Origin of the sequence: Aquabacterium sp. G14, assembly GCF_037482285.1 — a bacterium.
GTDB lineage: Bacteria > Pseudomonadota > Gammaproteobacteria > Burkholderiales > Burkholderiaceae_C > Aquabacterium.
This window is the reverse complement of record NZ_JBBEYB010000012.1, coordinates 1-25,109: the sequence shown is the minus strand read 5'-3', so window position 1 is coordinate 25,109 and position 25,109 is coordinate 1. Positions and strand designations below refer to the sequence as shown.

Here is a 25,109-nt window from a genome sequence, read left to right as displayed (position 1 = left end):
TCATGCAAACAACCTCCAATATCCTCTCTCTGGCCATCTGGATTCCGGTGGCTTTCGGGATCCTGTTGCTCGTGGCTGGCCGTCAGCAACATGCCGGCATCGCCCGCTGGATCGCGTTGATCGGTTCGGTCATCAGCTTCCTGGTGACCCTGCCTTTGATGACCGACTTCAACACGACGACGGCAGCGATGCAGTTCGTCGAGAAGGCCACCTGGATTGAGCGCTTCAATGTGTTCTATCACCTGGGCGTTGATGGCATCTCGATGTGGTTCGTCCCGCTGACCGCCTTCATCACGATCATCGTGGTGCTGGCTGGTTGGGAAGTCATTGAAGACCGTCCGCACCAGTACTACGGCGCCTTCCTGATCCTGTCGGGTCTGATGGTCGGGGTGTTCTCGGCGCTCGACGGCATGCTGTTCTACGTATTCTTCGAGGCCACGCTGATCCCGATGTACATCATCATCGGTATCTGGGGTGGCCCACGTCGCGTGTACGCTGCCTTCAAGTTCTTCCTGTACACCTTGCTCGGTTCGCTGCTGATGCTGATCGCTCTGGTCTACCTGTACTACAAGTCGGGTGGCAGCTTCGACATCCTGACCTGGCACAAGCTCCCGCTGCCGTTCACGCCGCAAGCCATGCTGTTCTGCGCCTTCTTCGCTGCCTTCGCCGTGAAGGTGCCGATGTGGCCGGTGCACACCTGGTTGCCGGACGCTCACGTGGAAGCACCCACCGGTGGCTCCATCGTGCTGGCCGCGATCATGCTGAAGCTGGGCTGCTACGGTTTCCTGCGTTTCATGCTGCCGATCGTGCCGGATGCCTCGCATCAGTTCGCGCCGATCGTCATCGGTCTGTCGCTGATCGGTGTGATCTACATCGGTCTGGTGGCCATGGTCCAGCAGGACATGAAGAAGCTGGTGGCCTACTCGTCCATCGCCCACATGGGTTTCGTGACCCTGGGCTTCTTCATCTTCAATGAGCTGGGTATCGTCGGTGGCCTGGTTCAGATGATTGCCCACGGTTTCGTGTCGGGCGCGATGTTCTTCAGCATCGGCGTGTTGTATGACCGCGTGCACTCGCGTGAAATCGCCAGCTACGGCGGTGTGGTCAACACCATGCCCAAGTTCGCAGCTTTCGCCTTGCTGTTCTCGATGGCCAACTGCGGCCTGCCGGGTACCGCTGGTTTCGTGGGTGAGTGGCTGGTGATCCTGGGTGCCGTCGAGTACGACTTCCTGATCGGCTTGCTGGCTGCCACGGCCCTGATTTTCGGTGCGGCTTACACCCTGTGGATGTACAAGCGTGTGTACTTCGGTGCCGTGACCAACGACCACGTGCGCGAGCTGAAGGACATCAACGCCCGCGAATTCCTGATTCTGGCCGTGCTGGCGGCCGCCGTGCTGTGGATGGGCCTGCAGCCCAAGCCCTTCACCGACGTCATGCACGTTTCGGTGACGGAGCTGATCAAGCACGTCTCCCTGAGCAAGTTGAACTAAGGGCCGACACAAAATGACTGATTTGAACTGGCTCGCGGTGACCCCCGAGATCGTCCTGCTGGGCATGGCCTGCGTGGTGGCGATCATGGATCTGTTCGTCACCTGTCCGCAACGCAAGCCCACCTACTTCCTGACCATGCTGTCGCTGGCGGTCGTGGCGGGTCTGCACCTCAGCGCGCTCGACAGCGGCACATCGGTCTACGCCATGCAGCGCATGGTGGTCACCGACCCGATGGGGCACCTGTTGTCCTTGTGCGCCACGCTGGCCGTGATGGGCACGCTGGTGTACGCCCAGGGCTACGCTGGCAGCCGTGATCTGCTCAAGGGTGAACTGTTCTCTCTGAGCATGCTCGCTTTGCTGGGCATCTCGATCATGATCATCGGCAACAACTTCCTGACCATCTACCTGGGTCTGGAACTGATGTCGCTGTCGCTGTACGCCCTGGTGGCGCTGCGTCGTGATCACGTTCAGTCGACCGAAGCGGCCATGAAGTACTTTGTGCTGGGCGCGCTGGCTTCGGGCTTCCTGCTCTACGGTCTGTCGATGATGTACGGGGCCACCGGTTCGCTGGATCTGGCTGCCGTCTATCAGGCCACGTTGACAGGCGAAATCAACAAACAGGTGCTGGCCTTCGGTGTCGTGTTCATCGTCGCCGGCCTGGCCTTCAAGCTGGGTGTGGTGCCGTTCCACATGTGGGTGCCTGACGTCTACCAGGGCGCCCCGACGGCCGTGACCCTGCTGGTCGCTGGTGCACCCAAGCTGGCTGCTTTCGCGATCACCATCCGCCTGCTGGTGGAGGGCCTGATCAACAGTGCCACCGATTGGCAGCAGATGCTGATGATCTTGGCCGTGGCTTCCATGGCTGTGGGTAACCTGGCGGCCATTGCGCAGAGCAACCTCAAGCGCATGCTGGCCTACTCGGGTATCGCGCAACTGGGCTTCATGCTGTTGGGTTTCATCCCCAGCGTGGTGGCTGGCAACACGGTTTCGGCTGGTAACGGCTACGGCTCCTCCTTGTTCTACGTGCTGACCTATGTGCTGACCACCCTGGGTACCTTCGGCCTGATCATGGTGCTGTCGCGTCCGGGCTTCGAGTCGGAAGAGATTGCTGACTTGGCCGGTTTGCACAAGCGCAGCCCGATGCTGGCTGGCGTCATGGCCGTGTTCATGTTCTCCCTGGCCGGCATTCCGCCGACTGTGGGCTTCTACGCCAAGCTGGCTGTGCTGCAGTCGCTGATCACGACCAACTCGCCTGTGTTGCTGGTGGTGTCCATCGTGGCCGTGATGCTGTCGCTGATTGCCGCCTTCTACTATCTGCGTGTCGTCAAGGTGATGTACTTTGATGAACCGGCTGCCCAGGCTCCTGCCATCCAGGGCGGTGCCGCGTCGACCCTGTTGTCGATCAACGCACTGGCTGTGCTGGCCCTCGGCGTTCTGCCTGGCGCGCTGATGACCTTGTGCGCCAACGTGATCACCCAGTCTCTCGCAGGATGACGTTGACATGATGATGACCTTGCGTCGTCGCGAAGCACCATGACGGGCCTTGTGCCCGCATGGGCTGTGCTTCTGGTGCTGTTGGCCGCGTTGATCGCGGCCAATTTGCCTTTTCTGAACGAACGCTTGTTCGTGCTCGGCCCGCGTCGCGCGCCGAAGTCGATGGCGTGGCGCTTGCTGGAATTGCTGGTTCTGGGCACGTTGGTGGCTTTGCTCGGCCGTGCGCTCGAAGGCCATCTGGGTCGTGTCAGCCCGCTGCGCTGGGAGTTTGTCGCAGTGTGGTTGTGCGTGTTCCTGACCTTGGCGTTTCCCGGCTTCGTATGGCGCTATCTGCGCAAGCACTGAGCAGGGGATCACCTCCCCTGTGCCGATATGTTCACCATGTCTGACGCTGTGACTCCTCCTTCATCCGGCTGCGCCCCCCAAGACGATGCACACCTGCGCGAAGACACACTGACCTCCGAGGCGGTGTACCGCGGGCATTTCCTGGAGCTGCGTCGCGATCGGGTGGCCTTGCCAGACGGACGGGAAGCCACGCGTGAGTATGTGGTGCACCCCGGTGCCGTGATGGTGGTCGCGATGCTGCCAGACGGCCGTCTGGTGATGGAGCGGCAGTACCGCTACCCGGTGCGGCAGACCATGATCGAGTTTCCAGCCGGCAAGCTGGACGCCGGGGAGGTCGGTTTGGCCTGCGCGCAGCGTGAGTTGCTGGAGGAAACAGGCTACCGCGCTCGCCGCTGGGCCAAAGCCGGCGTCATGCATCCGGTGATCGGCTATGCGACCGAGGTCATTGAGGTCTGGTTTGCCGATGAGTTGAGCCTGGGAGACCGGCAGCTCGACGAAGGCGAGTTTCTGGATGTCTTCACCGCGACGCAGCAGGAGCTGGAGGACTGGATGCGTGATGGCCTGTTGACCGACGCGAAAACCGTGGTCGGGATGATGTGGCTGCTGCAGTGGCGTGCGGGTCGCTGGCCTCTGCAATGGCAGACGGTGTGAGTGGCCTAACGGGACTCTGACCATGCTGGTGGTGGATCTACATTGCGCACACGGCCATCATTTCGAAGGCTGGTTTGCGTCGTCGGACGACTTGGCATCGCAGCAGGCACGCGGTTTGGTGAGTTGCCCCGTTTGCGGCGATCGCGAGGTGGTGCGGCGCCCCTCGGCCCCGCATCTGAATGTGTCACACCTGAAGACTGACACCGCGCCGGTCCCATCGCGTCGGATGGCGACGCAGCAGGGAGGGGCGGTCATGCCGGGTTCGTTGCCCTCCGATCGCGCACCGGTGGCCGCGCCTGACGGTGCTGTCGAGCAAGCCATGCCGGCCAGTCCGGAGGAGGCCGTCCGCGCCTTGCAGGCTGCGTATTTGCAGGTGGTGCGCCACGTGGTCACCCACACGGAAGACGTCGGTGAGCGTTTTGCCGAAGAGGCACGCAGCATCCATCACGGCGACGCCCCTGAGCGTCCGATCCGTGGTCAGACGTCGCCCGAGGAGCGTGAGGCCTTGCGGGACGAGGGCATTGAAGTGTTGAGCCTGCCCATCCCGGAAGGGCTCAAGGGACCGCTGCAGTGAGTGGTGGACGGGCTCGGTCGGTGCCGCACATGTGAGTGAGCGATCTGCAGACCGTCTCCACGCCCTTCAAGGCACCATGCGACCTGGATTGAGGCGGTTCTCAGGGTCGAGCGCCTGCTTGATTGCGCGCATCCAGGCGGTGCGTGTCGCACTTTGCCGTTGGCCCAGTTCTGTCCGTTTGAGTTGCCCGATGCCGTGTTCGGCCGACATCGTGCCGCCCAGGCTCAAGGCAAGGTCGTACACCAAGGCGTGGATGCAGGACTCATGTTGGGCCAGAAAGGTTTCGGTGGCCATGTCAACCGGGGCCTGCACGTTGTAGTGCAGGTTGCCGTCACCCAGGTGGCCAAAGCACACGATGCGACAGCCTGGCACCGTTTGTTGCAAGGCGGCTTCGGCTTGTGCAACGAACGTGGGCACGCGGGAGGTGGGCACGGCGATGTCGTGCTTGACCATGTGGCCTTCCATCTTCTCGGCCATGGGAATGCTCTCTCGCAAGGTCCACATGGCGCGGTACTGCGCTTCGGTGTGGGACAAGGCGGCACGGCTGAGCAAGCCCTGCTGATGGGCGTCGTCCAGCAGCGATTCAAGGTCTTGCATGAGTGTGGGGGCGGGGCCGGTGTCGCAGGTGTCGAGCAGCACGGTCCAGGTGGGCAGTTCTGATTGTGCCGAGGTAAGCAGCGCGCGTGCGGCCTGGGCCTGCTCAGGCAGATGACGCAGCGCGAGCGCCAAGGTCGCCTGGTGCATGACTTCGAAGCCAGTGAGGCGCGCGTCGAGCCGGGTACGGGTGTGCTGCAGCAGGCTCACGCATTGCGCCAGGCTGTCGCAGCCGACCAGCGCAGCCTGATGCCGAGTGGGGCGAGGATAGAGGCGCAAGGTGGCGGCAGTGAGGATGGCGAGCGTGCCCTCGCTGCCAATCAGCAGGTCGCGCAGATCGTAGCCCGTGTTGTCCTTGCGCAGGCTCTTGAGGCCATCCCATATTTCGCCTTGGGCGGTGACGGCCTCCAGGCCCAGACACAGTTCGCGGGCCGTGCCGTAGCGCAGCACCTGGGTGCCTCCCGCGTTGGTGGCGAGGTTGCCACCAATGGTGCAACTGCCCTCGGAGGCGAGGCTGAGCGGGAAGAGCAATCCCGCTGCGTCGGCCGCACCTTGCACGTCCGCCAGCAGGCAGCCCGCCTGAACGGTCATGGACAGGTTGGCGGCATCGACGTCCAGGACGCGGTTGAGGCGCTGGAGGTTGAGCACGATTTGCTGGCCGCTGTCGTCAGGTACCGAGCCACCGACCAAGCTGGTGTTGCCACCTTGGGGCACGATGCTGACGCGGTGGCGGCCACACAAGCGAACGATCTCGGCCACCTCCTGCGTATTGGCCGGGCACACGATGGCCAAAGCCTGGCCGCGATAGCGCTTGCGCCAGTCGACCTGATGGGCGTCCAGCGGGTCTTCGGGCGTGGGAATGCGCACCGCCGTAGCGCCGACCGTCTGGCGCAGGGCCTCAAGCAAGGCATCGAACTGGCCGCAAGGGGGCGACGGCGCGGCAGTCATGCGGCAGCGTCCTTCTGCTCACCTTTCTTGGCCTTGGGGGGCAGCACGCGCAAGCGCATGCGGATGTAGACCGAGCATGCCGTGAAGAGCAGCACGCTGAGCGCGACTTCGATTCCCGCCAGGATCTGAGATAGGCCGGCATCTCCCGTGGCGCGTACCACCCCTTCGGTGAAGTACAGCCAGATCAGCAAGGTGAGCCAACGATAGGTGTAGAGGCGGTGCTTGAGCAGCCCGGCGATTCCCAGGCACAGGGGCAACACCTTGAGTGCCAGCATGCCGGTCCCCTGGGGCAGCGGGGCCAACCAGAGCTCCCACGCGACACCCAGACCGATGAGGCTCACCAGCGTGGCCAGACACACGATGCGCAGGCGTTCGATGACGGCTCGGCGCTCGGGTGGATGGTGCGCGATGAAGGTGTCGGGGTCGCTGGACTCGTTATCGGTAGACGGGGGGGCGGATGAGGTGCTCATGGGTGAAAAATCAGGCGCAGACGGTGGGAACAGCCCAGTTGGCGTGCGCATGGCTGGCATCATAGCCAGATGACGTCACATTGGACTTTTTGGGAACGAGCCGGGCAACGGTGGACGCTGCTGGTGTCGACCTTGCAGCAGTGGCCCTGGCGCCAGACGTACGACACCTTGCGCCAGCGTTTTCGGGAGGATCGCCTGGGGCTGACGGCCGGCAGCCTGACGTTCACGACCACGATTGCCGTGGTGCCTTTGTTCACGGTGATGCTGGCCCTGTTCAGCGCGTTTCCGGTGTTTGCGCGTTTTCGCAAGGTCTTGGAGCAGCAGGTGATCCAGGGCCTGGTGCCGGATGCGATTGCCAAGCAGGTGTTGTTGTCGCTCACCAAGTTTGCGGGCAAGGCCAGCCAGTTGGGCGGCATGGGCATGATCTTGCTGGGCATCACGGCCATGGCCTTGATGCTCACGATTGACCACACTCTCAACGGCATCTGGCGGGTGCGGCGTACCCGGCCGATCACACAAAGGGTGCTGGTGTACTGGGCGGCGTTGACCCTGGGGCCCTTGCTGTTGGGCGCCAGCTTGTGGGTCACGTCCTATCTGCTGTCGGCGTCTCGGGGGCTGGTGGACGAGTTGCCGGGCGGCGTGGGGCTGTTGCTGAGCCTGATTGTGTTCGCCTTGCAGACGGCGGGCTTTGCTGCCTTGTACCGCTATGTGCCCAACACCTTTGTGCGTTGGGATCATGCCTGGGGCGGCGCGGTGTTCACCTCGGTGGGGCTGGAGCTGGCTCAGAAAGGCCTGGCGCTTTACCTGTCGAAGGTGCCGGTGTACGCGACGATCTTTGGCGCGTTTGCCGCCGTGCCGATTTTGCTGGTCTGGATTTATCTGAGCTGGCTGATCTTGTTGATGGGGGCCGTGGTGGTGGCGTACACGCCCAGCTTGCTGTCGCAGGTGAAGCGTTGGCCGGACACGCCGGGTCATCGGTTTGCCTTGACCGTGGCCATCTTGAAGGCGCTGTGGGCCGTGCAGCACAGCCCGGAGCGCGGTATGAGCAACGAGGCGTTGGCGCGACAGCTGCGGACCGACCCCTTGCAGATCGAACCCTTGCTGGAGGCCTTGCAGAGTTTGGACTGGGTGGGGCTGCTGAGCGAGGAGGGAGATGACCATGGCGGGCGCTTCGTCTTGCTGTGTGACCCGGCAGCGACGCCCGCTGCGCCGCTGGTGAACGGGCTGCTGTTGCGCCGTGACGGGGTGACCGAAGGCTTTTGGGCCACAACTCGACTGGACTCTCTGGTTCTCGCAGAGTTGTTGCATTGAGTTTGGACTGGGCTGAGTGCACATCAGGGTCTGCCCGCTGTTCAGATGGGCGGCACTCTGTCGCAATGGGGGTGTGGTGTGACATCCGGCACGAAGGCTTGATGTACACAGGGTGTGGGGCTATATTGAACGCCTTGCTGACCGCTTTGGTATCGTGAATTGAGGAGGAACTCCCATGAAAGTCAGTGACATCCTGCGCGTCAAGGGCAGCACGCTGTTTACCGTACAGCCGGAGCAGCCCTTGGCCGAGGCGGCCGCATCCATGGCCGATCACGACATTGGTTCGCTGGTGGTGATGGACCACGGTGATCTGGTTGGCATGTTGACCTTCCGTGAGGTGATCAAGGCCACCGTGCGCAACAGCGGCGTGTTCGGTAGCCTGACGGTGCGCACCGTCATGGATGACCACCCCCTGACCTGCACCCCTGAGACAGAGTTGGACGAGGTGCGCCGCATGATGCTGAGCCGCCACGCACGCTACATGCCGGTGATGACCAATCGCACCCTGATGGGCGTGATCTCCTTCTACGACGTGGCCAAGGCCGTGGTGGATGGGCAGGACTTCGAAAACCGCATGCTCAAGGCCTACATCCGTGACTGGCCGGTGAACGAAGAGGAAACGGGCAAGGAGCGCCAAGAGTTGCTGTGATGCCTTGAGCTTCACCTGCGAGCCCCATAAACGCCCGGTTGAGCCGGGCGTTTTACTGTCTGGGTCGCAGGGAGGGGCGCGATGGGGGACAATAAGGGCTTCCCTTTGCACTTCTGGTTGGCGCTCTTATGGCAGGCAGCACCCTCGGTCTTTTGTTCACGGTCACGAATTTCGGCGAATCGCACGGCCCGGCGATCGGCTGCGTCATCGATGGCTGCCCTCCTGGCATGGCCTTGTCCGAAGCCGACATCCAGCCGGATCTGGACCGTCGCCGCCCTGGCACCTCGCGTCATGTCACGCAGCGCAACGAGCCCGATGCCGTCGAGATCCTCAGCGGCATCTACGAGGGCAAGACCACCGGCGCCCCGATTGCCCTGTTGATCCGCAACACCGACCAGCGCAGCAAGGACTACGGCAACATCCTGCAGACCTTCCGCCCCGGTCATGCCGACTACACCTACTGGCACAAGTACGGCATCCGCGATCCGCGCGGCGGTGGTCGTTCATCGGCCCGCCTGACGGCGCCGATGGTGGCGGCCGGCGCGGTGGCCAAGAAGTGGCTGCGCGAGCAGTTCGGCACCGAAATCCGGGCCTGCATGACCCAGCTGGGTGAGCACCCGATTGCCTTCGAGGGTTGGGAGCATGTGCCCAACAACCCCTTCTTTGCTCCCAATGTGAGCCAGATCGAGGCGTTGGAAGCCTACATGGACGAGCTGCGCAAGGCGGGCGATTCGTGCGGCGCCAAGCTGATCGTCGAGGCCAGCGGCGTGCCGGTGGGCCTGGGCGAGCCGCTGTTTGACAAGCTGGACGCCGACATTGCCCACGCGATGATGGGCATCAATGCGGTCAAGGGCGTGGAGATTGGTGCCGGCTTTGACAGCGTGAGCCAGCGCGGCACGGTGCATGGTGACGAGCTGTACCCGGATGGCTTTGCCAGCAACCACGCCGGTGGGGTGCTGGGTGGCATCTCGACGGGCCAGGACCTGCGTGTGGCCATTGCGATCAAGCCGACCAGCTCGATCCGCACGCCGCGCCAGTCGATTGACCTGAACGGCCAGCCGGCCACGGTGGAAACCTTCGGGCGCCATGACCCGTGCGTGGGCATCCGTGCCACGCCAATTGCCGAGGCCATGCTGGCCCTGGTGTTGATCGATCACGCGCTGCGTCACCGTGCGCAGTGCGGCGATGTGAAGGTGGACACACCCCGCATCCCGGCGCAGCGCTGACACAGCGTCCGCCCCATGAAGAAAGGGACCCGAGGGTCCCTTTTTGCTGCCTGCCGTTGGGCCGGTGTGGGCCGTGCCAGGGGCGGGAGGATCAGGCGGTTTGCAGCTCGCTGGCCGCTTCCGGGCGTTCGATCAGCTCGATCTTGTAGCCGTCCGGGTCGGTGATGAAGGCGATGACGGTGGTGCCGCCCTTGATGGGCCCGGCTTCACGGCTGATGCTGCCGCCCAGGGTGGCGGTCTTGGCACGCACGGCGTCACAGACGGCTGCGGCATTGTCGACGCCCAGGGCGATGTGGCCGTAAGCGGTGCCCAGCTCGTACTGGTCGACGCCGTAGTTGTAGGTCAGCTCGATCTCGGCGTGCTCGGGGTTGCGGCCGTAACCGAGGAAGGCGAGGGTGTACTGCTGCTCAGGCCGGTCGGTGGTGCGCAGCAAGGTCATGCCCAGGGCCTGGGTGTAGAAGTCGATGGAGCGCTGCAGGTTGCCGACGCGCAGCATGGTGTGCAGGAGACGCATGGTGATGGGTGCTTCAATGCCAAAACCATGAGTCTGCCAGGGTTGGGCCGCAGGTGTCGACCTTGGGCCATCAACCCTGTTCTGGTGCGGCTTACTTGAACTGTGGCAGCAGCACGCTGTCGATCAGCCAGACGGTGCCGTTGGTGGTCTTCACACCCTTGCACGCAGCGGTGGACTGGTTCACCGAGGCGCCATCGGCGTCATAGCCCACGTACAGGGTCTGGCCTTGCAAGGTCTTGACCTGGGTGGGGATCAGGTTGCGACGCGGATCGGCGGTGCCGGCGCTCACGTGATAGGTGAGGACGGCGGTCAGCAGGTTCACGTCACTGCCGATCACATTCAGCAAGGGCGCGGGGACCTTGGCGAAGGCGGCGTTGGTGGGGGCGAACACCGTCAGAGGGCCCTTGCCGGACAGCGGACCGGCCAGGTTGGCGGCCTGGACCAGGCTCACCAGGGTGCTCAGCTCGGGCGTCGCCACAGCAGCGTCCACGATGGTGCCGGGGAACTCGGTGAGCTGGGTGTGGCGGCACTTGAGGTAGCTGGACAGCGAGACATCCGCAGCGTGGGCGGCAGGGGCTGCCAACATGCCGGCAGCCACGGCGAGACCGGCGATGGCGGCTTTGAAGGGGGATGCGACTTGACGGGTGAAGTGTGTCATCTCTTGCCTGCTTGGGTTGGATTTGAAAACCAAACGGTATTGTTTGGAATCAATCAGTCATAAAGTGAACTGATTGGTAATATTCTGCTTAAAAATGCCGCAGACGCAAGGCATCACATCGCCCGGCGGGGCGATGTTCACCTAAGTAGGGGGGATCAGCGTCGAACCAGTTCGACCGGCACCCACCCACGCACGCTGTTGAGCAGTGCGAGGCCGGTGGCGTTTAGCAGGTCATCCAGTTGGACGCGCGCTTCTTGCAGTTGCCCGGCGTCCAGCAGACTCTGGCGCATTACGCCCGGCAGGAGGCCTGCCGACAGCGGCGGGGTCAGCCAGCGACCGTTGAGCTGCACCGCCACGTTGCCGATGGTGAACTCGGTGAGCTCACCGGCGGCGTTGTAGAGCAGGGTGTCGAAATAACCTGCAGGGGCCGGGAAGGCCGCGTAAGCAGGGCGACGCGTAGTCTTATGGCGAATGAAGGCATCGGCCGGCGGCATGGGCTGCGTGGCCAAGGCCACCCGCACCGGCTGCGCGGCATCGCCGAGCGGGGCGGCTTCGGCGGTGATGTTCAGGCGGTCGTCCACCAGCAGACGGACCTTGAAGAGGCCCACGGGGTGAGCCTGAGTGAGGGCCTGCAGGCGGGCGGTCAGGGCCTCGACCAGCGTCGGAAGTTGAGACGCGTCTGCAAAGTGGAAGGCCAGGGCAGCTTGCTGGATGCGGGCAAGGTGCGCCGGCACCCGGGCGATCTGACCGTTTTCCAGGCGCAGCGATTCGAGCAATTGGAAAGGCGCGTCAGCCCGGTGCAGGAAGGCCCGCTTGGCCTGCCACTCCTGCGCTTCACCGGGGCCGGTGGCGTCCAGGGTGATGCCGCTGCCGATGCCGCAGTGGGCGCGCCAGGGGGCGGGGGGCGGCAGGGTGTCGACCGTGACGGTACGGATGGGGACGTTGAAGGTGACCCGCCCGCCCGGCGTCATGAGTCCGACGGCGCCGCAGTAGACGCCGCGTGCGCTGCGCTCCAGCCGCGCGATGTGGTGCATGGCCTGGCGCTTGGGGGCGCCGGTGACAGAGCCACACGGGAACAGGGCCGCGAACACCTCGCTCAGGCGCAGGCCGGCGCGGCTGCGGGCGGTGACGGTGGACGTCATTTGCCAGACGGTGGGCAGGGCGTGCAGCTCGAACAGATCGGGCACGCGCACGCTGCCCACCTCGGCCACGCGCGACAGGTCGTTGCGCAGCAGGTCCACGATCATCAGGTTCTCTGCCCGCTCCTTGGCGCTGGTGCGCAGGTGCTCGGCGGCGGCCGCATCGCTGTCGGCATCCATCCCGCGTGGGGCTGTGCCCTTCATGGGGCGGGTGGTGAGTTGCTGGCCGTCCCAGTCAAAGAACAGCTCGGGCGAGACGCTGAGCACGGCGCCGGGCACGCGGCAGGCGGCCCGGGCATCGAGCATCACGGCATAGCTTTGTGGCTGGCTGCGGCGCAGGGCCATGAACCAGGGCCACAGGGCGGCAGGCTCGCCCTGGAAGGGGCTGTGCAACTGGGCAGTCAGGTTGATCTGGTAGACCTCGCCAGCCTGGATCAGCGAGCGGATCTGCTCGACCTTCTGTTCGATGGCGGACTGGTCCAGGTCAGCCTGCCAGGGGCCGGCTTGCCACGCGGGGCTGGGGCTGTCAGTGGCGGTGGCGGTGCTGGCGGGGGCGCCGGTCACCGGCTGACCATCCCAGGCCTCAGCCCGGTCGAACACGGCCCAGACGGCATAGGGCTGGCCGGGCGGCAGGGCCTTGACGGGCAGGTGCGGGTTCAGGCCGGGTGCGGCTTCGTACGCCACCCAGCCCACGCACCACTGGCCAGCTTGCGCCAGCGCGTGAGCCGCATCCAGCAGGCCTGCCACCTGGCTGGGATCATGGGCCACCAGCCAGCGGCTGGGGCGATCAAATCGCCAGCGTTGACGCGCGCCCTGGGGCGCCTCGGGGGGAGGCGGAAAGTCGACCAGCGCGGTCGGCAGGGCCGGGTCCTGGTCAAGCACGACGCGGGGTCACGACGTTGATCCACAGCACCACGGTGGCCACAGCAAACAGGGCCAGCGCCCAGAATTCAAACGGCACACCGAGCACGCTGACGGCGGCATCGGAGCAGTTGGCACGCACCTCGAACCACTCGGGCCAGCGGGTGTCCAGCCCGAGGTAGCTGTTCACGCGGTCGGCGAAGGTGAGTGCGCAGGAGTCGGTCTTGGCCGCGACAAAGTGCTGCCACAAGGCCGCTGCGATGCCGCCCAGGGCCAGTGGCAGGCTCAGGGCCGAGAGCACCCGCCGCCCCAGATCACCGGGCAGGGCGGCACCGACCAGGGCCAGCACGCTCAAGGCGATGAACAGGATGCGCTGCAGGATGCACCAGGGGCAGGGTTGCATGTCGAAGCGGTGCTGCGCCAGCAGCGCCAGGCCCACGGAGCCGGCGCACAGCAGGCCCAGCACCAGCAGCATCAGGCGGGGACTCAGGGCGCGCATCGGGTCAGGCCACTTCGGCGATCAGCTCGATCTCGACGCAGGCACCCAGCGGGATCTGGGCCACGCCAAAGGCGCTGCGGGCATGCACGCCCTTTTCGCCGAAGACCTCGCCGAGCAGTTCGGAGCAGCCGTTGGTGACGAGGTGGTGTTCGGTGAACTCGGGCGTGCTGTTGACCAGGCTCATGACCTTGACGATGCGCACGACCTTGTCCAGGCCGCCGGCGGCCACGGCCAGGGTGCCCATCAGGTCGATGGCCACGGCGCGGGCGGCCTGTTTGCCTTCATCGGTCGTCATGTTCTGGCCGAGCTTGCCCACCCAGACCTGGCCATCCTTCTTGGCGATGTGCCCGGACAGGAAGATCTTGTTGCCAGTGCGCACGAAGGGCACATAGGCAGCGGCCGGGACGGCCACGGGCGGCAGGCTGATGCCAAGGGTTTGCAGGCGTTGTTCGATGGACATGGGTGTGTCAAAAATGAGGGGTCGCAATAAGTTCGGATCCTACACCGATGACATCTACTGACACGCGCACACGGAATACGCTGACGATTGCACGCCGCCTCTGGCTGCCGCCTTTGGTGATTGGCCTGGCGGCGGTGGCCATGGGCATTGGGGCGGCTTGGACCATGAAGCGGGTGGACGCGGAGTCGGCCCAGGCTTTGCGCGCCCAGCAGGCCAAGCTGGGCGATGCCTACACCTGGTCGGGCTTGACCGAGGCCAATGCCGCGCGGGTGGTGGCGGTCTTGCAGTCTGCGGATGCGGGGCTGGATGAGCGGCTCAAGCCCGATGTGGACGCCACCTCGGCGCGCATCTCGACCTTGCAAAAGGGGCTGGAGGCCAGTTCGGTGTTGCCCGAGGAAAAAGCCTTGCTCGACACCGTGGGGGCCAAGCGCAAGGCCTACATCGACCTGCGCAACCAGGCGCGTGACCTCAAGAAAGCCGGCCAGGAAGAGGCCGCTTTGCAAGCGTTGAAAACGCAGGTTTTGCCGGCGGTTGAGGCCTATCTGCAGGCGCAGCGCGATTACGTCGAGTTTCAGGCGGCGCGCTCCGAGACCTTGCGCAGTGAGGCGCAGGCGCTCGCCATGACCGTGTTGTGGTGGGTGGTGGCCGGCATGGTGGGCATTGCGGTGCTGCTGGTGCTGACCACGCGTCAGTTGGCCAGCGCGCTGCTGGGGCCGCTCCAGTTGCTGGGCAAGGCCACCGATCAGGTGGGGGCGGGAGACCTGACGGCACACATCGAAGTGCGTCGGCACGATGAAATCGGTGACATGGCCACGTCCTTGCAGCGCATGCGCGATTCGCTGCGTGACATCGTGGCGCGGGTGCGCCAGTCGGCCGACAGCATTGCCACGGCTTCGGCCGAGATCGCCACGGGCAACGGCGACCTGTCGCGCCGGACCGAACAGCAGGCGGCTGCGCTGGAGCAAACCGCCGCGTCCATGCAGGAAATGACCGATGGGGTGCAACAAAGCGCCAGCCATGCGCAAGAGGCTGCCAATCTGGCCGGGCAGGCCGCTCAGGTGGCCAACCAGGGCGGCGAGGTGGTGGGCCGTGTCGTGCGCACCATGGACGAGATCACGCACAGCAGCCGCAAGATCGCCGACATCATCGGTGTGATCGATGGCATTGCTTTCCAGACCAACATCCTGGCCCTCAACGCCGCGGTGGAGGCCGCCCGGGCAGGGGAGCAAGGACGTGGTTTTGCTGTGGTGGCCGGTGAGGTGCGCAATTTGGCGCAGCGCAGCGCCAACTCGGCCCGCGAAATCAAGAGCCTGATTGCCGATTCGGTGGACAAGGTGGAGCAAGGCAGCCGACTGGTGAACGAGGCAGGCGACACCATGGCCGAGATCGTGCGTCAGGTGAACCACGTCACAAACTTGATCTCGGAGATTCACACCTCGGCCCAGGAACAGACCAGCGGCATCCATCAGGTGAATCTCGCGGTCAACTCGCTGGATCAGGGTACGCAGCAGAACGCGGCCTTGGTCGAGCAAAGTGCGGCCGCGGCGGAAAGCCTGCGCAACCAGGCTGCCGAGCTGATGCAGATGGTGTCGGTGTTCAACGTGGGTCAGGTGCGTTGAGCGTGCCCGGCCTGTGATTGCAGCGCCGGGAGGCGCTGTCCATCGCCCCTGAGGGTGACCTCTTCGGGGTGGGTGGGGTGAGTCTGCGTTTTCGGACAATGCCGTGGTGGACGGCACCATGGGGGTGTCCGTGGCAGCGGAGGTCACCATCGTGGAAGAGGCCGGCTCGGCACGTCGAGTGCCCACGGGCATGGCCCTGTGGCTGGCCTTGCCTGCGGCCTGGTTGACGGGCATTGCGCTCCAGTTGAGTGAGCCGGCTTTGCGCGCCCCGTCGGTGTACCGAGCCGGGGTGTGGGTCGCACTGGCCAGTGTCGTGGCGGGGCTGTGGTGGCAACGTCGAGCGTTCAGGCCACGCTGGTCGCGTTGGGCCTGGGGCCCTGTCATCTTGTTGTTGGCCTGGGGGAGCACGGGGTGGCGGGCGCAAGAGCGTGCGTTGCAGGCGTGGCCCTTGCAGTGGGACGATGTGCCGGTACGGGTTCAGGTGGTGGATTTGCCTCAGCCCATGGCCGGCGGTGGCTGGCGCTTTGACGCACAGCTGCTGGAGGCGCCCGCTCCGCCGCCGGGCGTTCGCTTGCCCGAGCGTGTCCGTTTGTATGCCGATGCGAAGGCGGGCATGGATGGGCTGCGATCGGGACAGGTCTGGTCTTTGCACGCGCGCCTGCATGAACCCGATGGCTTGTCCAATCCAGGTGGCTTCGACGCCACGCGTGGTCTTTTCGAGCAGGGCATTCGCGCCGTCGGCAGTGTGCGCCATCGGTTGGCGAGGCCGGTGAAGGTGAGCGAGCCCTCGGCGCTCTCCGCTGGGTGCATCGACCGCTTTCGCCAGCGCGTCCGGGAGGCCATTGAGGCTCGGGTGGACGACGCCCGTGCGGCAGGCGTGCTCGTGGGTTTGTCGGTAGGGGATCAGTCCGCCATCGAGCGTGCAGACTGGGATGTTTTTCGCCGTACTGGGGTGGCGCACGCCGTCAGCATCAGCGGCACCCACATCGCCATGTTCGGTTGGTTGGTGTCCTGGGTCGTGCGGCGTGTGTGGCCGCGTTGGACAGCAGGTGTGCATGTGCTGCCAGCCCCTTTGGCGGCCAGGGTGTTGGCGGTGTGCGTTTCAGCTGTGTACGCCCTGGTGGCAGGGTGGGGCGTGCCGGCTCAGCGAACAGTGCTGATGATGGCCGTGATGGCCCTGCTGCATGCCGGTGGGCGTCGCTGGCCCTGGCCGCTGGTGTGGCTTCTCGCGGCTGCCTGCATCACGCTGCTGGACCCTTGGGCCTTGTGGCAGCCGGGATTCTGGTTGTCATTCGTGGCGGTGGGCATTCTGATGTCGTCCGGGCGTGAGGAGGCCGTTCCCACGCAGCCTGATGGCGACACCTGGCTTGCCCGAATCAAGGCTGCCTCACAAGAGATGGTGCGCACCCAGTGGCGGGTGACACTGGCCCTGGCCCCGCTCTCACTGGTGTGTTTTCAGGAGGTGTCGCTGGTGGGCATCTTGGCCAATCTGGTGGCCATTCCGGTGTTCACCTTGGGCATCACACCGCTGTCCTTGCTGGGTCTGCTGTGCGCACCCCTGTGGGACTTCGGTGCGCTGCTGGTGCAAATCACCACCGCGGTGTTGGCGCACATGGCCTCCTGGCCGTGGGCGGTGTGGCAGGCCCCGGCTTTGCCGACTTGGTTGCAGGCGCTGTCCGTGGCGGTGGGTGGTCTCTGGGTGCAACCCCTGTCCTGGCGATGGAGGTGGCTGCTCTGGCCGTGTCTGTTGCCCGTGTGCTTGCTGCCTCAGGGGTGGCAAATCGTGCCGCCACCGCGCACGGGGCAGTTCACGGTGATGGCGGTGGACATTGGTCAGGGCACCGCGGTGCTGCTGCGCACAGCTCGCCACACGCTGCTGTTTGACACTGGAGGACGTCTGCCGACAGGCATGGACATGGGCGAGCGGGTGTTGGTGCCACTGCTGCGCAGCCTGGGTGTGCGCGAACTGGACACCCTGATGATCAGCCATGCCGACACGGACCATGTCGGGGGTGCCCGATCCGTCTTGAACGCCATGCCTGTGCACGAACTGCGCAGCACCCTCGACGAAGGGCACGAAGTCCGGCAGTGGCAAAGCCCCGGTCGCCGCACCCGTGTGCCACATGTGCCTTGCGTGGCAGGTCAGCGGTGGCAATGGGATGGTGTGCAGTTCGAGGTCCTGCACCCGGTGGCGGAGCAGGCCGCAGCAGGGCATCGCGTCAAGCCCAACGCGCTGTCCTGCGTGTTGCGGGTGTTCACCGCAGATGCCGATGCGCGCAGCGTACTGCTCACCGGCGACATTGAGGCCGCGCAAGAGCAGGCTTTGCTCGCCCGACAGATGGCGGCACAAACCACAAACGGCGCAGGCGGCACTTTGCGCAGCACGCTGCTGATCGCACCGCACCATGGCAGCAAGACCTCGTCAACCCAACCGTTTCTGGAGGCTGTTCGACCCGTGCAGACCGTGGTGCAGGTGGGACGGCGCAACCGCTACGGTCACCCTGCGCCTGTGGTGATGGCGCGCTATGCGGCGTTGGGCTTACCGATTGTCAGTTCACCAGCGTGTGGGGCTTACCTGTGGCGCAGCGACCAGCGCCCTTCTGCGAAGGCCATCCCGCCACAGGCTGCGACACCCGCATGGCCCGTGTTGGGGCAATGCTGGCGCACCTTGTCTCCGCGCTATTGGGACGGGCATCAGCCAGGAATCAACCCCCCAGCCGCGTCCGCAGGGGCTGAGCCGCTCAATCTTCCTTGAAATGGGTGGCCAGGACCTTGTCGATCCGCTTGCCGTCCATGTCGACAACTTCGAAGCGCCAGCCTTCCCATTCGACCGTGTCGGTGGTTTGAGGCAGGCGACCCAGCAACAGCATCACCATGCCGGCCAGGGTGTTGTAGCGACCGCGATCTTCATCGGGCAGGGCCTTGATGGCGAGGCGGTCTTTCAACTCGGGGATGGGGATGAGTCCATCGACCAGCCAGGTGCCGTCTGCGCGCTGGATGGCCCAGGCATCTTCGGCTTCAGAAGGCGTGAACTCGCCGGTGATGGCTTCCAGCACGTCACGCAGGGTGATCACGCCTTGCACCTCGCCGTACTCGTCCACCACGAACACCATCTGCGTGTCGGAGCCCCTGAAATGCTCCAGCAATTCCATGCCCGAGAGGGTTTCCGGTACAAACACCGCAGGCAGCAGGCCTTCGGCCAGGCTGTTGGCCTGATGCTGCGTCAGCTGGTGCAGCAGTTGCTGGGCCGTGGTCACGCCCACGACGTCGTCAAGCCCGCCTCGGCAAACCGGATAACGCGAGTAGCCATGCTCGGCAATGATGGCCAGGTTGTCGGCCAGCGGCAGCTCAACGTCCAGCCAGGCAATGTCGCTGCGCGGGATCATCATGGAGCCGATCTGGCGCTCATCCAGGCGGAACACGTTGCGCACCATCTGGTGCTCGTGCGCTTCGATCACGCCTGCGTCCAGCCCCTCTTCGAGTTGCGCTGCGATTTCTTCTTCGGTCACGCTGCGGTTGCCGGTATCGCGCACACCCATGAGCCGCAGCATGCCCTCGGTGGTGGCCGCCAGCAGCTTGACGAAGGGCAGGGCCAGCCGTGACAGCCACATCATGGGCTTGGCCACGAGGCGTGCCACGGGCTCGGGGTACATCTGGCCCACGCGCTTGGGCACCAGTTCGCCAAAAATGATGGAGACGAAGGTGATGATGACCACCACCAGACCAGTGGCGGCGATACTGGCTGCGCCCTCCGTGATGGGCAGCCAGGTCAGCAACCACTCTGCCAGGGGGGGGGAGAATGCGGCCTCACCCACGATCCCGTTGAGCACGCCGATGGACGTGATGCCGATCTGGACGGTGGAGAGAAACTGTGTGGGATTGTCGTGCAGGCTCATGGCGGCCACGGCACCGGCATCGCCGGTTTCGGCCATCACCTGCAGTCTGGCTTTGCGGCTGGCAGCCAGGGACATTTCAGACATGGCGAAAATGCCATTGAGCAGAACCAGAAAAATCAGTAGCGCTAAGTCCATAGAGGGCGCCGACAGGGTCGGGCCGGTCGTTTCGATGCGCCAAGCGTAGCAGAATCACGAAATGATCTATTTAGTGGGTGACTTGCAGGGCTGCTGCAAACCGCTGGAGCGCTTGCTTCAGACGATTGATTTTTCGCCGTCGCGCGACCAGTTGTATGTGTTGGGGGATCTCGTGAACCGGGGGCCCGACTCCTTGGGGGTCCTGCAACGTTTGCGCAGCCTGGAGGGGGCGGCGACGTGCTTGCTGGGCAACCACGATCTGCATCTGCTGGCGGTGGCGCATGGGGTGCGCAAGCCTCACCGCAGTGACACGCTGGATCCCATTTTGAATGCGGCCGACCGTGATGACTGGTTGAACTGGTTGCGCCAGCAGAATCTGGCCGTGCATGCGCATGGTTGGCTGATGGTGCATGCCGGCGTGGTGCCACAGTGGGATGCCGCTCAGACGGTGGTTTTGGCTGGGGAGGTGGAAGCCATGCTCCGCAGCCCGGACGTGGGCGCTTTTCTGACCACGATGTATGGCAACGAGCCGGCCCGTTGGGATGAGCGCCTGCAGGGCGTGGACCGCTGGCGTTGTGTGGTCAATAGCCTGACGCGGCTGCGGTTTTGTGCGGCGGACGGCACGATGGAGTTTGCCACCAAGGAGGGGGCGGGTGGCGCGCCCGAGGGCTATCTGCCCTGGTTTGAGGTGCCTGGACGTCGGACCCAAGGCACGCCGGTGGCGTTCGGCCACTGGTCCACCCTGGGCTTGATCAATCGGGACGATCTGCTGGCGCTGGACACCGGATGCATCTGGGGCGGTCATCTGACGGCGGTGCGTGTCGATGGCGCCACGCGCGAGGTGATTCAGATCCCTTGTCCGCAGGCACAGAAGCCGGGCAAGGCTTGATCCGCCACTACAATGCAGGTCATGGGTGTGTGGCCGAGCGGTTTAAGGCACCGGTCTTGAAAACCGGCGAACGTTTGCGCGTTCCGTGAGTTCGAATCTCACCGCACCCGCCAAACAGAAAGCCCAAGTGATTGATTCACTTGGGCTTTTTTGTTTTTGACTTGTGCTGGTATGCCATTTGGTATGCCGTGGTGCGTTGGCTTCTGTAGGACTTTTCTGGTCTTGCTCGGAGCTCAGATTTGGTCGCTGCGTTGTCATGTGAGCTATGACGCAGAAGTGCGAGGCTCGAAGTTGCCACGCCGGACGAAACGGATTAACCGTGGCGACAAGTTTCACCAGCAAAGCCTCAACTCGAAGTAGACGCATACGGTATCCCCGCTCGCGCGGGGGAACCTGCAAGACGCGTGCGTCCTGGCAGGCTTCGCCGGGTCTATCCCCGCTCGCGCGGGGGAACCAAAGCCGAATTCTGGTCCACGTTGCCACCGGAGGGTCTATCCCCGCTCGCGCGGGGGAACCCCCGCCCCGGCATCGGCTCTGCGTGCCTTGCAGGGTCTATCCCCGCTCGCGCGGGGGAACCTGATCAGGCGTCAGGCGCTCGGCCTTGCCTTCGGGTCTATCCCCGCTCGCGCGGGGGAACCCAGCCGTCAGGCATGCCCAATGCGCTGATCAGGGGTCAGCAAGCATTCGTGAGTGAGTGCACGACGCTGCTGCGCAGGCCGCGACCGAGAAGCGGCTGGCTACGAGAGGTGCGCGAAGCAATCGGACGAACACAGCGTCAGCAGGCCGCACGGCTTGGCATTACCGGCTCTGCGGTGCATAAGGCTGAGCAATCAGAGGTCGACGAGAGCATCAGCCTCAAGCAGCTAAGGCGTATGGCTGAGGAGCTTGAATGCGATTTGGTCTATGCCTTGGTGCCGAGAAGGCCGCTTAGCGAGATGGTCGAGGACCAGGCAGAAGCCATCGCGAGGCAAGAAGTGATGGGCGTCGCACACACCATGGCTCTGGAAAATCAGCGTCCGCGCGATGCGTTCCTTGAGAAAGAAATCGAGCGGCGCGCGGCAGAGTTGCTCAGAGGTCGATGGTCCAACCTGTGGCGGTGATGTGCAGGCGCCTATCGCCCTGACGATGGGTCAGGGGAGGGCCTTGCGCAACGCTGGCGTAGAGACATCATCAATGTGGCGGAACGCGGGCGCAATCTTCTCGATTTCGGCTGCAGGGACGCCGAAGTTCTCGAAATAGACACGCCACTCGCGGACGATGCGCCAAATGTCTGCAATCAGCTCGCAGGCTTTGGCGCGCGACAGCGTGAACATCTCGTGTGCTTCCAACGCATTGTCGAGCGTGGCCAAGCGGCCTTGAGGCCCGACGTCCAGATGCAAGTAGCGTTCTGTAGCCAAGCTGGGTCGTGGAAGCACGTCATAGAGTGGACTCAACCGCCAGCCACCCAGTCGCGGCTCGTAGACGAAGCCGTGGTTGCGCAGATGGTCGTCATCGTTTGTGACCAGGATGTTGTAGACCATGCGTTTGAAGAGCTCTGCATTGTCCGAGCGGATGACGCTGGGATGGCAGTACCTGCGTATGGCTTGTGCAAGGTCGGTGTACGCCTTTGTTCGCGACTCGGTTTCATCACACCCGACGAGCGTGAGTCCGCTGACGAAGCCCAGCCGGTGTTCTGCCTTGCCTCGACCCGGTTGCGTGGCCAGAAGGTCGACGTTGACATCGAGTGTCGCGCCTGGTTCAGCCCAGTACCTGTCGAAACGGCGGATGAGCATGACCTTGCGTTCACCCAGTGTGCGTACCTCCACCGGCGGCACGGTCAGTCCTGCTGCAGCGGCCAAACGCAGTGCCGCGCATTCGATGGATGGGATGTCAAAACCATCTTTCCGGCTTGAGAACTTGGCCAACCACAGCACGCCATGCTCGTCACGGACCGAAGCTTTGGGGCGTGCGCCGCCCAGCGCCGTGCCATCAATGAAGATGGCTTCAAGATGAGTCGGTACTGGCAGACCTTCTTCGATGCGCTCGGCCGCATCCATCAGGTATTCCAGTGCGTATTCTGGCGAACGTGACCGACGATTCCGGCCCATCGTGACCGGTTGCACCGTGTGAGGTGTTGCGCGTTCAAATTGTAGGGGTGTCGGTCACGATGGGTCTGAGTCGGGCTCCTTTTTCGTGGGTTTGGGCTTTTGTCGCAGGGACTCACCGGTCAGAGTGAATCGGTGGTTTCGCTGCATCAGGCGATCAAGGATCGCGTCGGCAATCGTGGCGTCACCGACCCAGGCATGCCAGTGTTCAATGGGCAGCTGACTGGTGATGATGGTGGCCTTGCTGGCAGCTCGGTCGTCGATGATCTCCAGCAAGTCAGCGCGGGCCTGGTTGTCCAGCCCAGCCATGCCCCAGTCGTCCAGCAACAGGACATCGGTCTTGGCCAACTGGATGAGCCACTTGCCAAAGGTGCCATTGCCGTGACGGATGCGCAGCTCTTCGCTCAGACGTGGCACACGTTGGTAGAAGGCAGAGCGACCGCGGCGACAGGCGTGCTGGGCCAGCGCACAAGCCAGCCAGGATTTGCCAGCTCCGGTGGGGCCGGTGATCAGCACGCTGTGGCCGCTGTCGATCCAATCACCCAAGGCCAGGCTCATGACAGCCTTGCGATCCAGGCCGCGTCCAGCTCGTGTATCGATGTCCTCAATGGCGGCTTGGGGGTACTTCAGCTTGGCCTCTTTGAGCAGGCGTGCACGCCGCTTGTCGTGGCGCCAATGGAGCTCGCGCTCGACGATCAGAGCCATGCGTTCTTCAAAGCTGACAGCGCTCATGCCGGCCTGCGTCAGTTGCTCATCAAGGGCTGTGAGCATGCCCATCAGCCTGAGTTCACGCAGCTGGTTCAAAGTCGTGTTCATCATCATGGTGCAATCCTGTCTGTTCACTGGTAGTAACCGGGGCCACGAACGTGGGCATGGTGCGGGCTGGTCCAGTCGGTGGCGGTCGTGGCGGGCACCTGATCCCGGCCGTTTGCCAGAATGTCGCTGACGTGCCTGTACTTGACGGTGCCGAGCTCCAGGGCGATGAGGCAAGCGGCTTCCAGTCGGGGCTTGCCGTACTTCTTGGCCAGTGACAGCAGCCCCAGGCAGGCGCGGTAGCCATGCTCGGGATGGCGTCGCTCCTCCAGCAGACGCTGGACGGTGCTGGCACAGGCCACACCAATGGTGCCGCCCCAGTGAATCAGGCGTTCAGGGGTCCACTCCCGATGCGCGCGGTGCGCTGCCGACATGTGCTCCGCCACGGTGGTGAAGCCCCCCTTGTGGAGACAGCGCAGATGAGCGGCAACACGCTGACCACGGTGGACGATCTCCACGCCGCGCGTGGTGATGCGTGCCTCCAGGACCAGCCCGACCAAGGACTGCGGCACGCTGTAGCGATGCCCCTCGATCTCGACGTGGTGATCAATGTGCACGCGCACGGTCTTGTAGGTGGCGAATTCCCAGGGCTGCAGAGGCAAGGCTTGCAGTGCTGGCGCATCCAACTCTGCAAACGTGCTGACTCGGCTGCCAGGCAACCTCTGGAATGCCTTGTTGTTGAGTTGTTCCAGCAGCGGCGCGATGGCCTCGTTGACATCGTCCACGCTCGCAAAGCGTTGGTGGCGCAGTCGCATCAGGATCCAACGCTCGACAACTTGCACGGCAGACTCGACCTTGGCCTTGTCCTGCGGGTGATAGGGCCGCGCCGGTAGCATCGAGGTGCCGTAGTGGCGAGCGAAGTCCTCCACCGTCTCGTTGGCGCGAGGCTCATAGCGGTTGGGGTTGGCAATGAGGGCTTTGGGGTTGTCCGGCACGATGAGCTGGGGCACCCCACCGATGAATGTCAGGGCGCGGGCGCAGCCATCAAGCCAGTCGGCCATGGTCTCGCGCGGTGTGGCACACGCAAAGGTGTAGCTCGAAGCGCCCAGAGCGGCCACGAAGATGTGGGCACGGCTGCCGTCCACCAACTCGATCGTGGGACCTGCAAAGTCGATGAACAGCTTCTCGCCTGCGCGGTGGGTCTGGCGCATCGAGCGTTTGAGTGTCTTGGCGTAGCGGCGGTAGTTCTCGCAGAACTGCGAGTAGGAGTGCGTATGACCGTCCAGGTGCTGCTGGGTGTGCTCCTCCCACAGCAGCATGAGCGTCATGCCCTTGCGGCGCAGTTCTTTGTGAATCTGGGCGTAGTCGGGGTGCACGAAGTGCTGCGGCCGTGGCGGCGGTGCCAGCAGGCGATGCTGCAAAGCGGTCTCGTCCAGGGGCTGGATGGAGTGCCAATCCAGACCTGCGACCGAGGCCAAACCGACGTACTTGGTAACCACGCCTTTGGAGATGCCCAGGGCGGCGGCGATACGCTCGTGCGAGAGCCGAGCATCGAGTTTGAGACGCAGAACGTCCTTGATCTTGCGCATGTGAATCCTTGGTGCAGGCATGCCGGCTCCAGCAAAAAACTGGGCAGGCTAACTGCATTGGGTGAGACAACTTGCGCAACACCATCACGGTGGCATACGACGCCATGCTGGCATCGTGACCGGTGATTCCGGCATCGTGACCGAGATTCCGGTCAGGTGCAAAAATCGGTCACGTTCGACCAGAATGGCCGGTCACGATGAACCAGAATCGGCGGTCACGATCCGCCGGAATCAACGGTCACGTTGGACCGGAATACGCA

Annotated in this window: 23 protein-coding genes, 1 tRNA gene and 1 CRISPR repeat array; of the genes, 13 read left to right on the top strand and 11 right to left on the bottom strand. The window is 64.1% G+C overall.

Going from position 1 to position 25,109, the window contains the following annotated elements; all coding sequences use genetic code 11:
* The first annotated feature begins 2 nt into the window (after positions 1–2).
* From WIT60_RS12800 to WIT60_RS12780, 5 genes are read left to right on the top strand one after another with little or no spacing between them, the layout of a single operon-like run.
* Positions 3–1,490: an NADH-quinone oxidoreductase subunit M gene (locus WIT60_RS12800; protein ID WP_339584294.1), complete on the top strand. Its 1,488-nt coding sequence runs from the start codon at positions 3–5 to the stop codon at positions 1,488–1,490.
* A 13-nt stretch (positions 1,491–1,503) separates the two neighbouring features.
* A complete protein-coding gene (nuoN, locus tag WIT60_RS12795; protein ID WP_339584293.1) occupies positions 1,504–2,985 on the top strand; it encodes an NADH-quinone oxidoreductase subunit NuoN in 1,482 nt (493 codons plus the stop codon).
* Between the two features lie 39 nt (positions 2,986–3,024).
* Positions 3,025–3,330: a DUF2818 family protein gene (locus tag WIT60_RS12790; protein WP_339584292.1), complete on the top strand. Its 306-nt coding sequence runs from the start codon at positions 3,025–3,027 to the stop codon at positions 3,328–3,330.
* Between the two features lie 36 nt (positions 3,331–3,366).
* Entirely contained in the window at positions 3,367–3,981 is a 615-nt protein-coding gene (locus WIT60_RS12785; RefSeq protein ID WP_339584291.1) for an NUDIX domain-containing protein, read from the top strand.
* A gap of 22 nt (positions 3,982–4,003) precedes the next feature.
* Positions 4,004–4,555, top strand: coding sequence for a DUF1178 family protein (locus tag WIT60_RS12780; protein WP_339584290.1), 552 nt, complete (start codon positions 4,004–4,006; stop codon positions 4,553–4,555).
* A gap of 66 nt (positions 4,556–4,621) precedes the next feature.
* Here WIT60_RS12780 and WIT60_RS12775 read toward each other — a convergent pair whose 3' ends face one another.
* A complete protein-coding gene (locus tag WIT60_RS12775; protein WP_339584289.1) occupies positions 4,622–6,097 on the bottom strand; it encodes an FAD-binding oxidoreductase in 1,476 nt (491 codons plus the stop codon).
* Positions 6,094–6,567, bottom strand: a complete 474-nt coding sequence (locus WIT60_RS12770) for a DUF2069 domain-containing protein (RefSeq protein ID WP_339584288.1) — start codon at positions 6,565–6,567, stop codon at positions 6,094–6,096. The genes WIT60_RS12775 and WIT60_RS12770 overlap by 4 nt, the downstream gene beginning before the upstream one ends.
* Positions 6,568–6,690: 123 nt before the next feature.
* On the opposite strand from WIT60_RS12770, the gene WIT60_RS12765 reads away from it, so the two are divergent.
* The 3 genes from WIT60_RS12765 to aroC all read left to right on the top strand — a co-directional run bounded on the left by WIT60_RS12765 (position 6,691) and on the right by aroC (position 9,753).
* The gene (locus tag WIT60_RS12765; protein ID WP_339584287.1) at positions 6,691–7,878 is read left to right on the top strand and encodes a YihY family inner membrane protein; all 1,188 of its coding nucleotides are present in this window, start codon (positions 6,691–6,693) and stop codon (positions 7,876–7,878) included.
* A 175-nt stretch (positions 7,879–8,053) separates the two neighbouring features.
* Positions 8,054–8,527 (top strand): CBS domain-containing protein, encoded by a 474-nt coding sequence (locus tag WIT60_RS12760; RefSeq protein WP_339584286.1) that lies wholly within the window; start codon positions 8,054–8,056, stop codon positions 8,525–8,527.
* Positions 8,528–8,655: 128 nt separating this feature from the next.
* Complete coding sequence (gene aroC / locus WIT60_RS12755; RefSeq protein WP_339584285.1) at positions 8,656–9,753, top strand: chorismate synthase; 1,098 nt, start codon at positions 8,656–8,658, stop codon at positions 9,751–9,753.
* A 91-nt stretch (positions 9,754–9,844) separates the two neighbouring features.
* Here aroC and gloA read toward each other — a convergent pair whose 3' ends face one another.
* From gloA to WIT60_RS12730, 5 genes are all read right to left on the bottom strand, one after another.
* Complete coding sequence (gene gloA, locus WIT60_RS12750; protein ID WP_339584284.1) at positions 9,845–10,267, bottom strand: lactoylglutathione lyase; 423 nt, start codon at positions 10,265–10,267, stop codon at positions 9,845–9,847.
* A gap of 91 nt (positions 10,268–10,358) precedes the next feature.
* Positions 10,359–10,925 (bottom strand): fasciclin domain-containing protein, encoded by a 567-nt coding sequence (locus WIT60_RS12745; RefSeq protein WP_339584283.1) that lies wholly within the window; start codon positions 10,923–10,925, stop codon positions 10,359–10,361.
* Between the two features lie 155 nt (positions 10,926–11,080).
* Positions 11,081–12,946, bottom strand: a complete 1,866-nt coding sequence (locus WIT60_RS12740) for a chorismate-binding protein (RefSeq protein WP_339584282.1) — start codon at positions 12,944–12,946, stop codon at positions 11,081–11,083.
* Positions 12,939–13,424: a disulfide bond formation protein B gene (locus tag WIT60_RS12735; protein WP_339584281.1), complete on the bottom strand. Its 486-nt coding sequence runs from the start codon at positions 13,422–13,424 to the stop codon at positions 12,939–12,941. Before WIT60_RS12735 ends, WIT60_RS12740 begins: the two co-directional genes overlap by 8 nt.
* Positions 13,425–13,428: 4 nt before the next feature.
* The gene (locus WIT60_RS12730) at positions 13,429–13,884 is read right to left on the bottom strand and encodes a RidA family protein (RefSeq protein ID WP_339584280.1); all 456 of its coding nucleotides are present in this window, start codon (positions 13,882–13,884) and stop codon (positions 13,429–13,431) included.
* Between the two features lie 47 nt (positions 13,885–13,931).
* Between WIT60_RS12730 and WIT60_RS12725 the strand changes: the two genes are divergently transcribed.
* Both WIT60_RS12725 and WIT60_RS12720 read left to right on the top strand, forming a co-directional pair.
* Positions 13,932–15,503 carry a methyl-accepting chemotaxis protein gene (locus WIT60_RS12725; RefSeq protein WP_339584279.1) on the top strand — a complete coding sequence of 524 codons (1,572 nt, stop codon included), beginning with the start codon at positions 13,932–13,934 and terminating at the stop codon, positions 15,501–15,503.
* A gap of 106 nt (positions 15,504–15,609) precedes the next feature.
* The gene (locus WIT60_RS12720; protein ID WP_339584278.1) at positions 15,610–18,258 is read left to right on the top strand and encodes a DNA internalization-related competence protein ComEC/Rec2; all 2,649 of its coding nucleotides are present in this window, start codon (positions 15,610–15,612) and stop codon (positions 18,256–18,258) included.
* Here the strand turns inward: WIT60_RS12720 and WIT60_RS12715 are convergent.
* Positions 18,245–19,534 (bottom strand): hemolysin family protein, encoded by a 1,290-nt coding sequence (locus WIT60_RS12715; protein WP_339584277.1) that lies wholly within the window; start codon positions 19,532–19,534, stop codon positions 18,245–18,247. The genes WIT60_RS12720 and WIT60_RS12715 overlap by 14 nt on opposite strands.
* Before the next feature lie 61 nt (positions 19,535–19,595).
* Here WIT60_RS12715 and WIT60_RS12710 point away from each other — a divergent pair, with 61 nt between their 5' ends.
* From WIT60_RS12710 to WIT60_RS12700, 3 genes are all read left to right on the top strand, one after another.
* A complete protein-coding gene (locus tag WIT60_RS12710; protein WP_339584276.1) occupies positions 19,596–20,423 on the top strand; it encodes a symmetrical bis(5'-nucleosyl)-tetraphosphatase in 828 nt (275 codons plus the stop codon).
* A gap of 23 nt (positions 20,424–20,446) precedes the next feature.
* Positions 20,447–20,536, top strand: a tRNA-Ser gene (locus WIT60_RS12705).
* A 252-nt stretch (positions 20,537–20,788) separates the two neighbouring features.
* A CRISPR array of direct repeats spans positions 20,789–21,061; the repeat unit is 29 nt; unit sequence GGGTCTATCCCCGCTCGCGCGGGGGAACC.
* 12 nt (positions 21,062–21,073) lie between these two features.
* Positions 21,074–21,523, top strand: a complete 450-nt coding sequence (locus tag WIT60_RS12700; RefSeq protein WP_339584275.1) for a mobile mystery protein A — start codon at positions 21,074–21,076, stop codon at positions 21,521–21,523.
* Positions 21,524–21,553: 30 nt separating this feature from the next.
* On the opposite strand, the gene WIT60_RS12695 is transcribed toward WIT60_RS12700, so the two are convergent.
* From WIT60_RS12695 to istA, 3 genes are all read right to left on the bottom strand, one after another.
* The gene (locus WIT60_RS12695) at positions 21,554–22,459 is read right to left on the bottom strand and encodes a type II toxin-antitoxin system HipA family toxin (RefSeq protein ID WP_339584274.1); all 906 of its coding nucleotides are present in this window, start codon (positions 22,457–22,459) and stop codon (positions 21,554–21,556) included.
* A 105-nt stretch (positions 22,460–22,564) separates the two neighbouring features.
* Positions 22,565–23,329 (bottom strand): IS21-like element helper ATPase IstB, encoded by a 765-nt coding sequence (gene istB / locus WIT60_RS12690; protein ID WP_339582728.1) that lies wholly within the window; start codon positions 23,327–23,329, stop codon positions 22,565–22,567.
* Positions 23,330–23,346: 17 nt separating this feature from the next.
* Complete coding sequence (gene istA / locus WIT60_RS12685; RefSeq protein ID WP_339582727.1) at positions 23,347–24,870, bottom strand: IS21 family transposase; 1,524 nt, start codon at positions 24,868–24,870, stop codon at positions 23,347–23,349.
* Positions 24,871–25,109 lie beyond the last annotated feature (239 nt).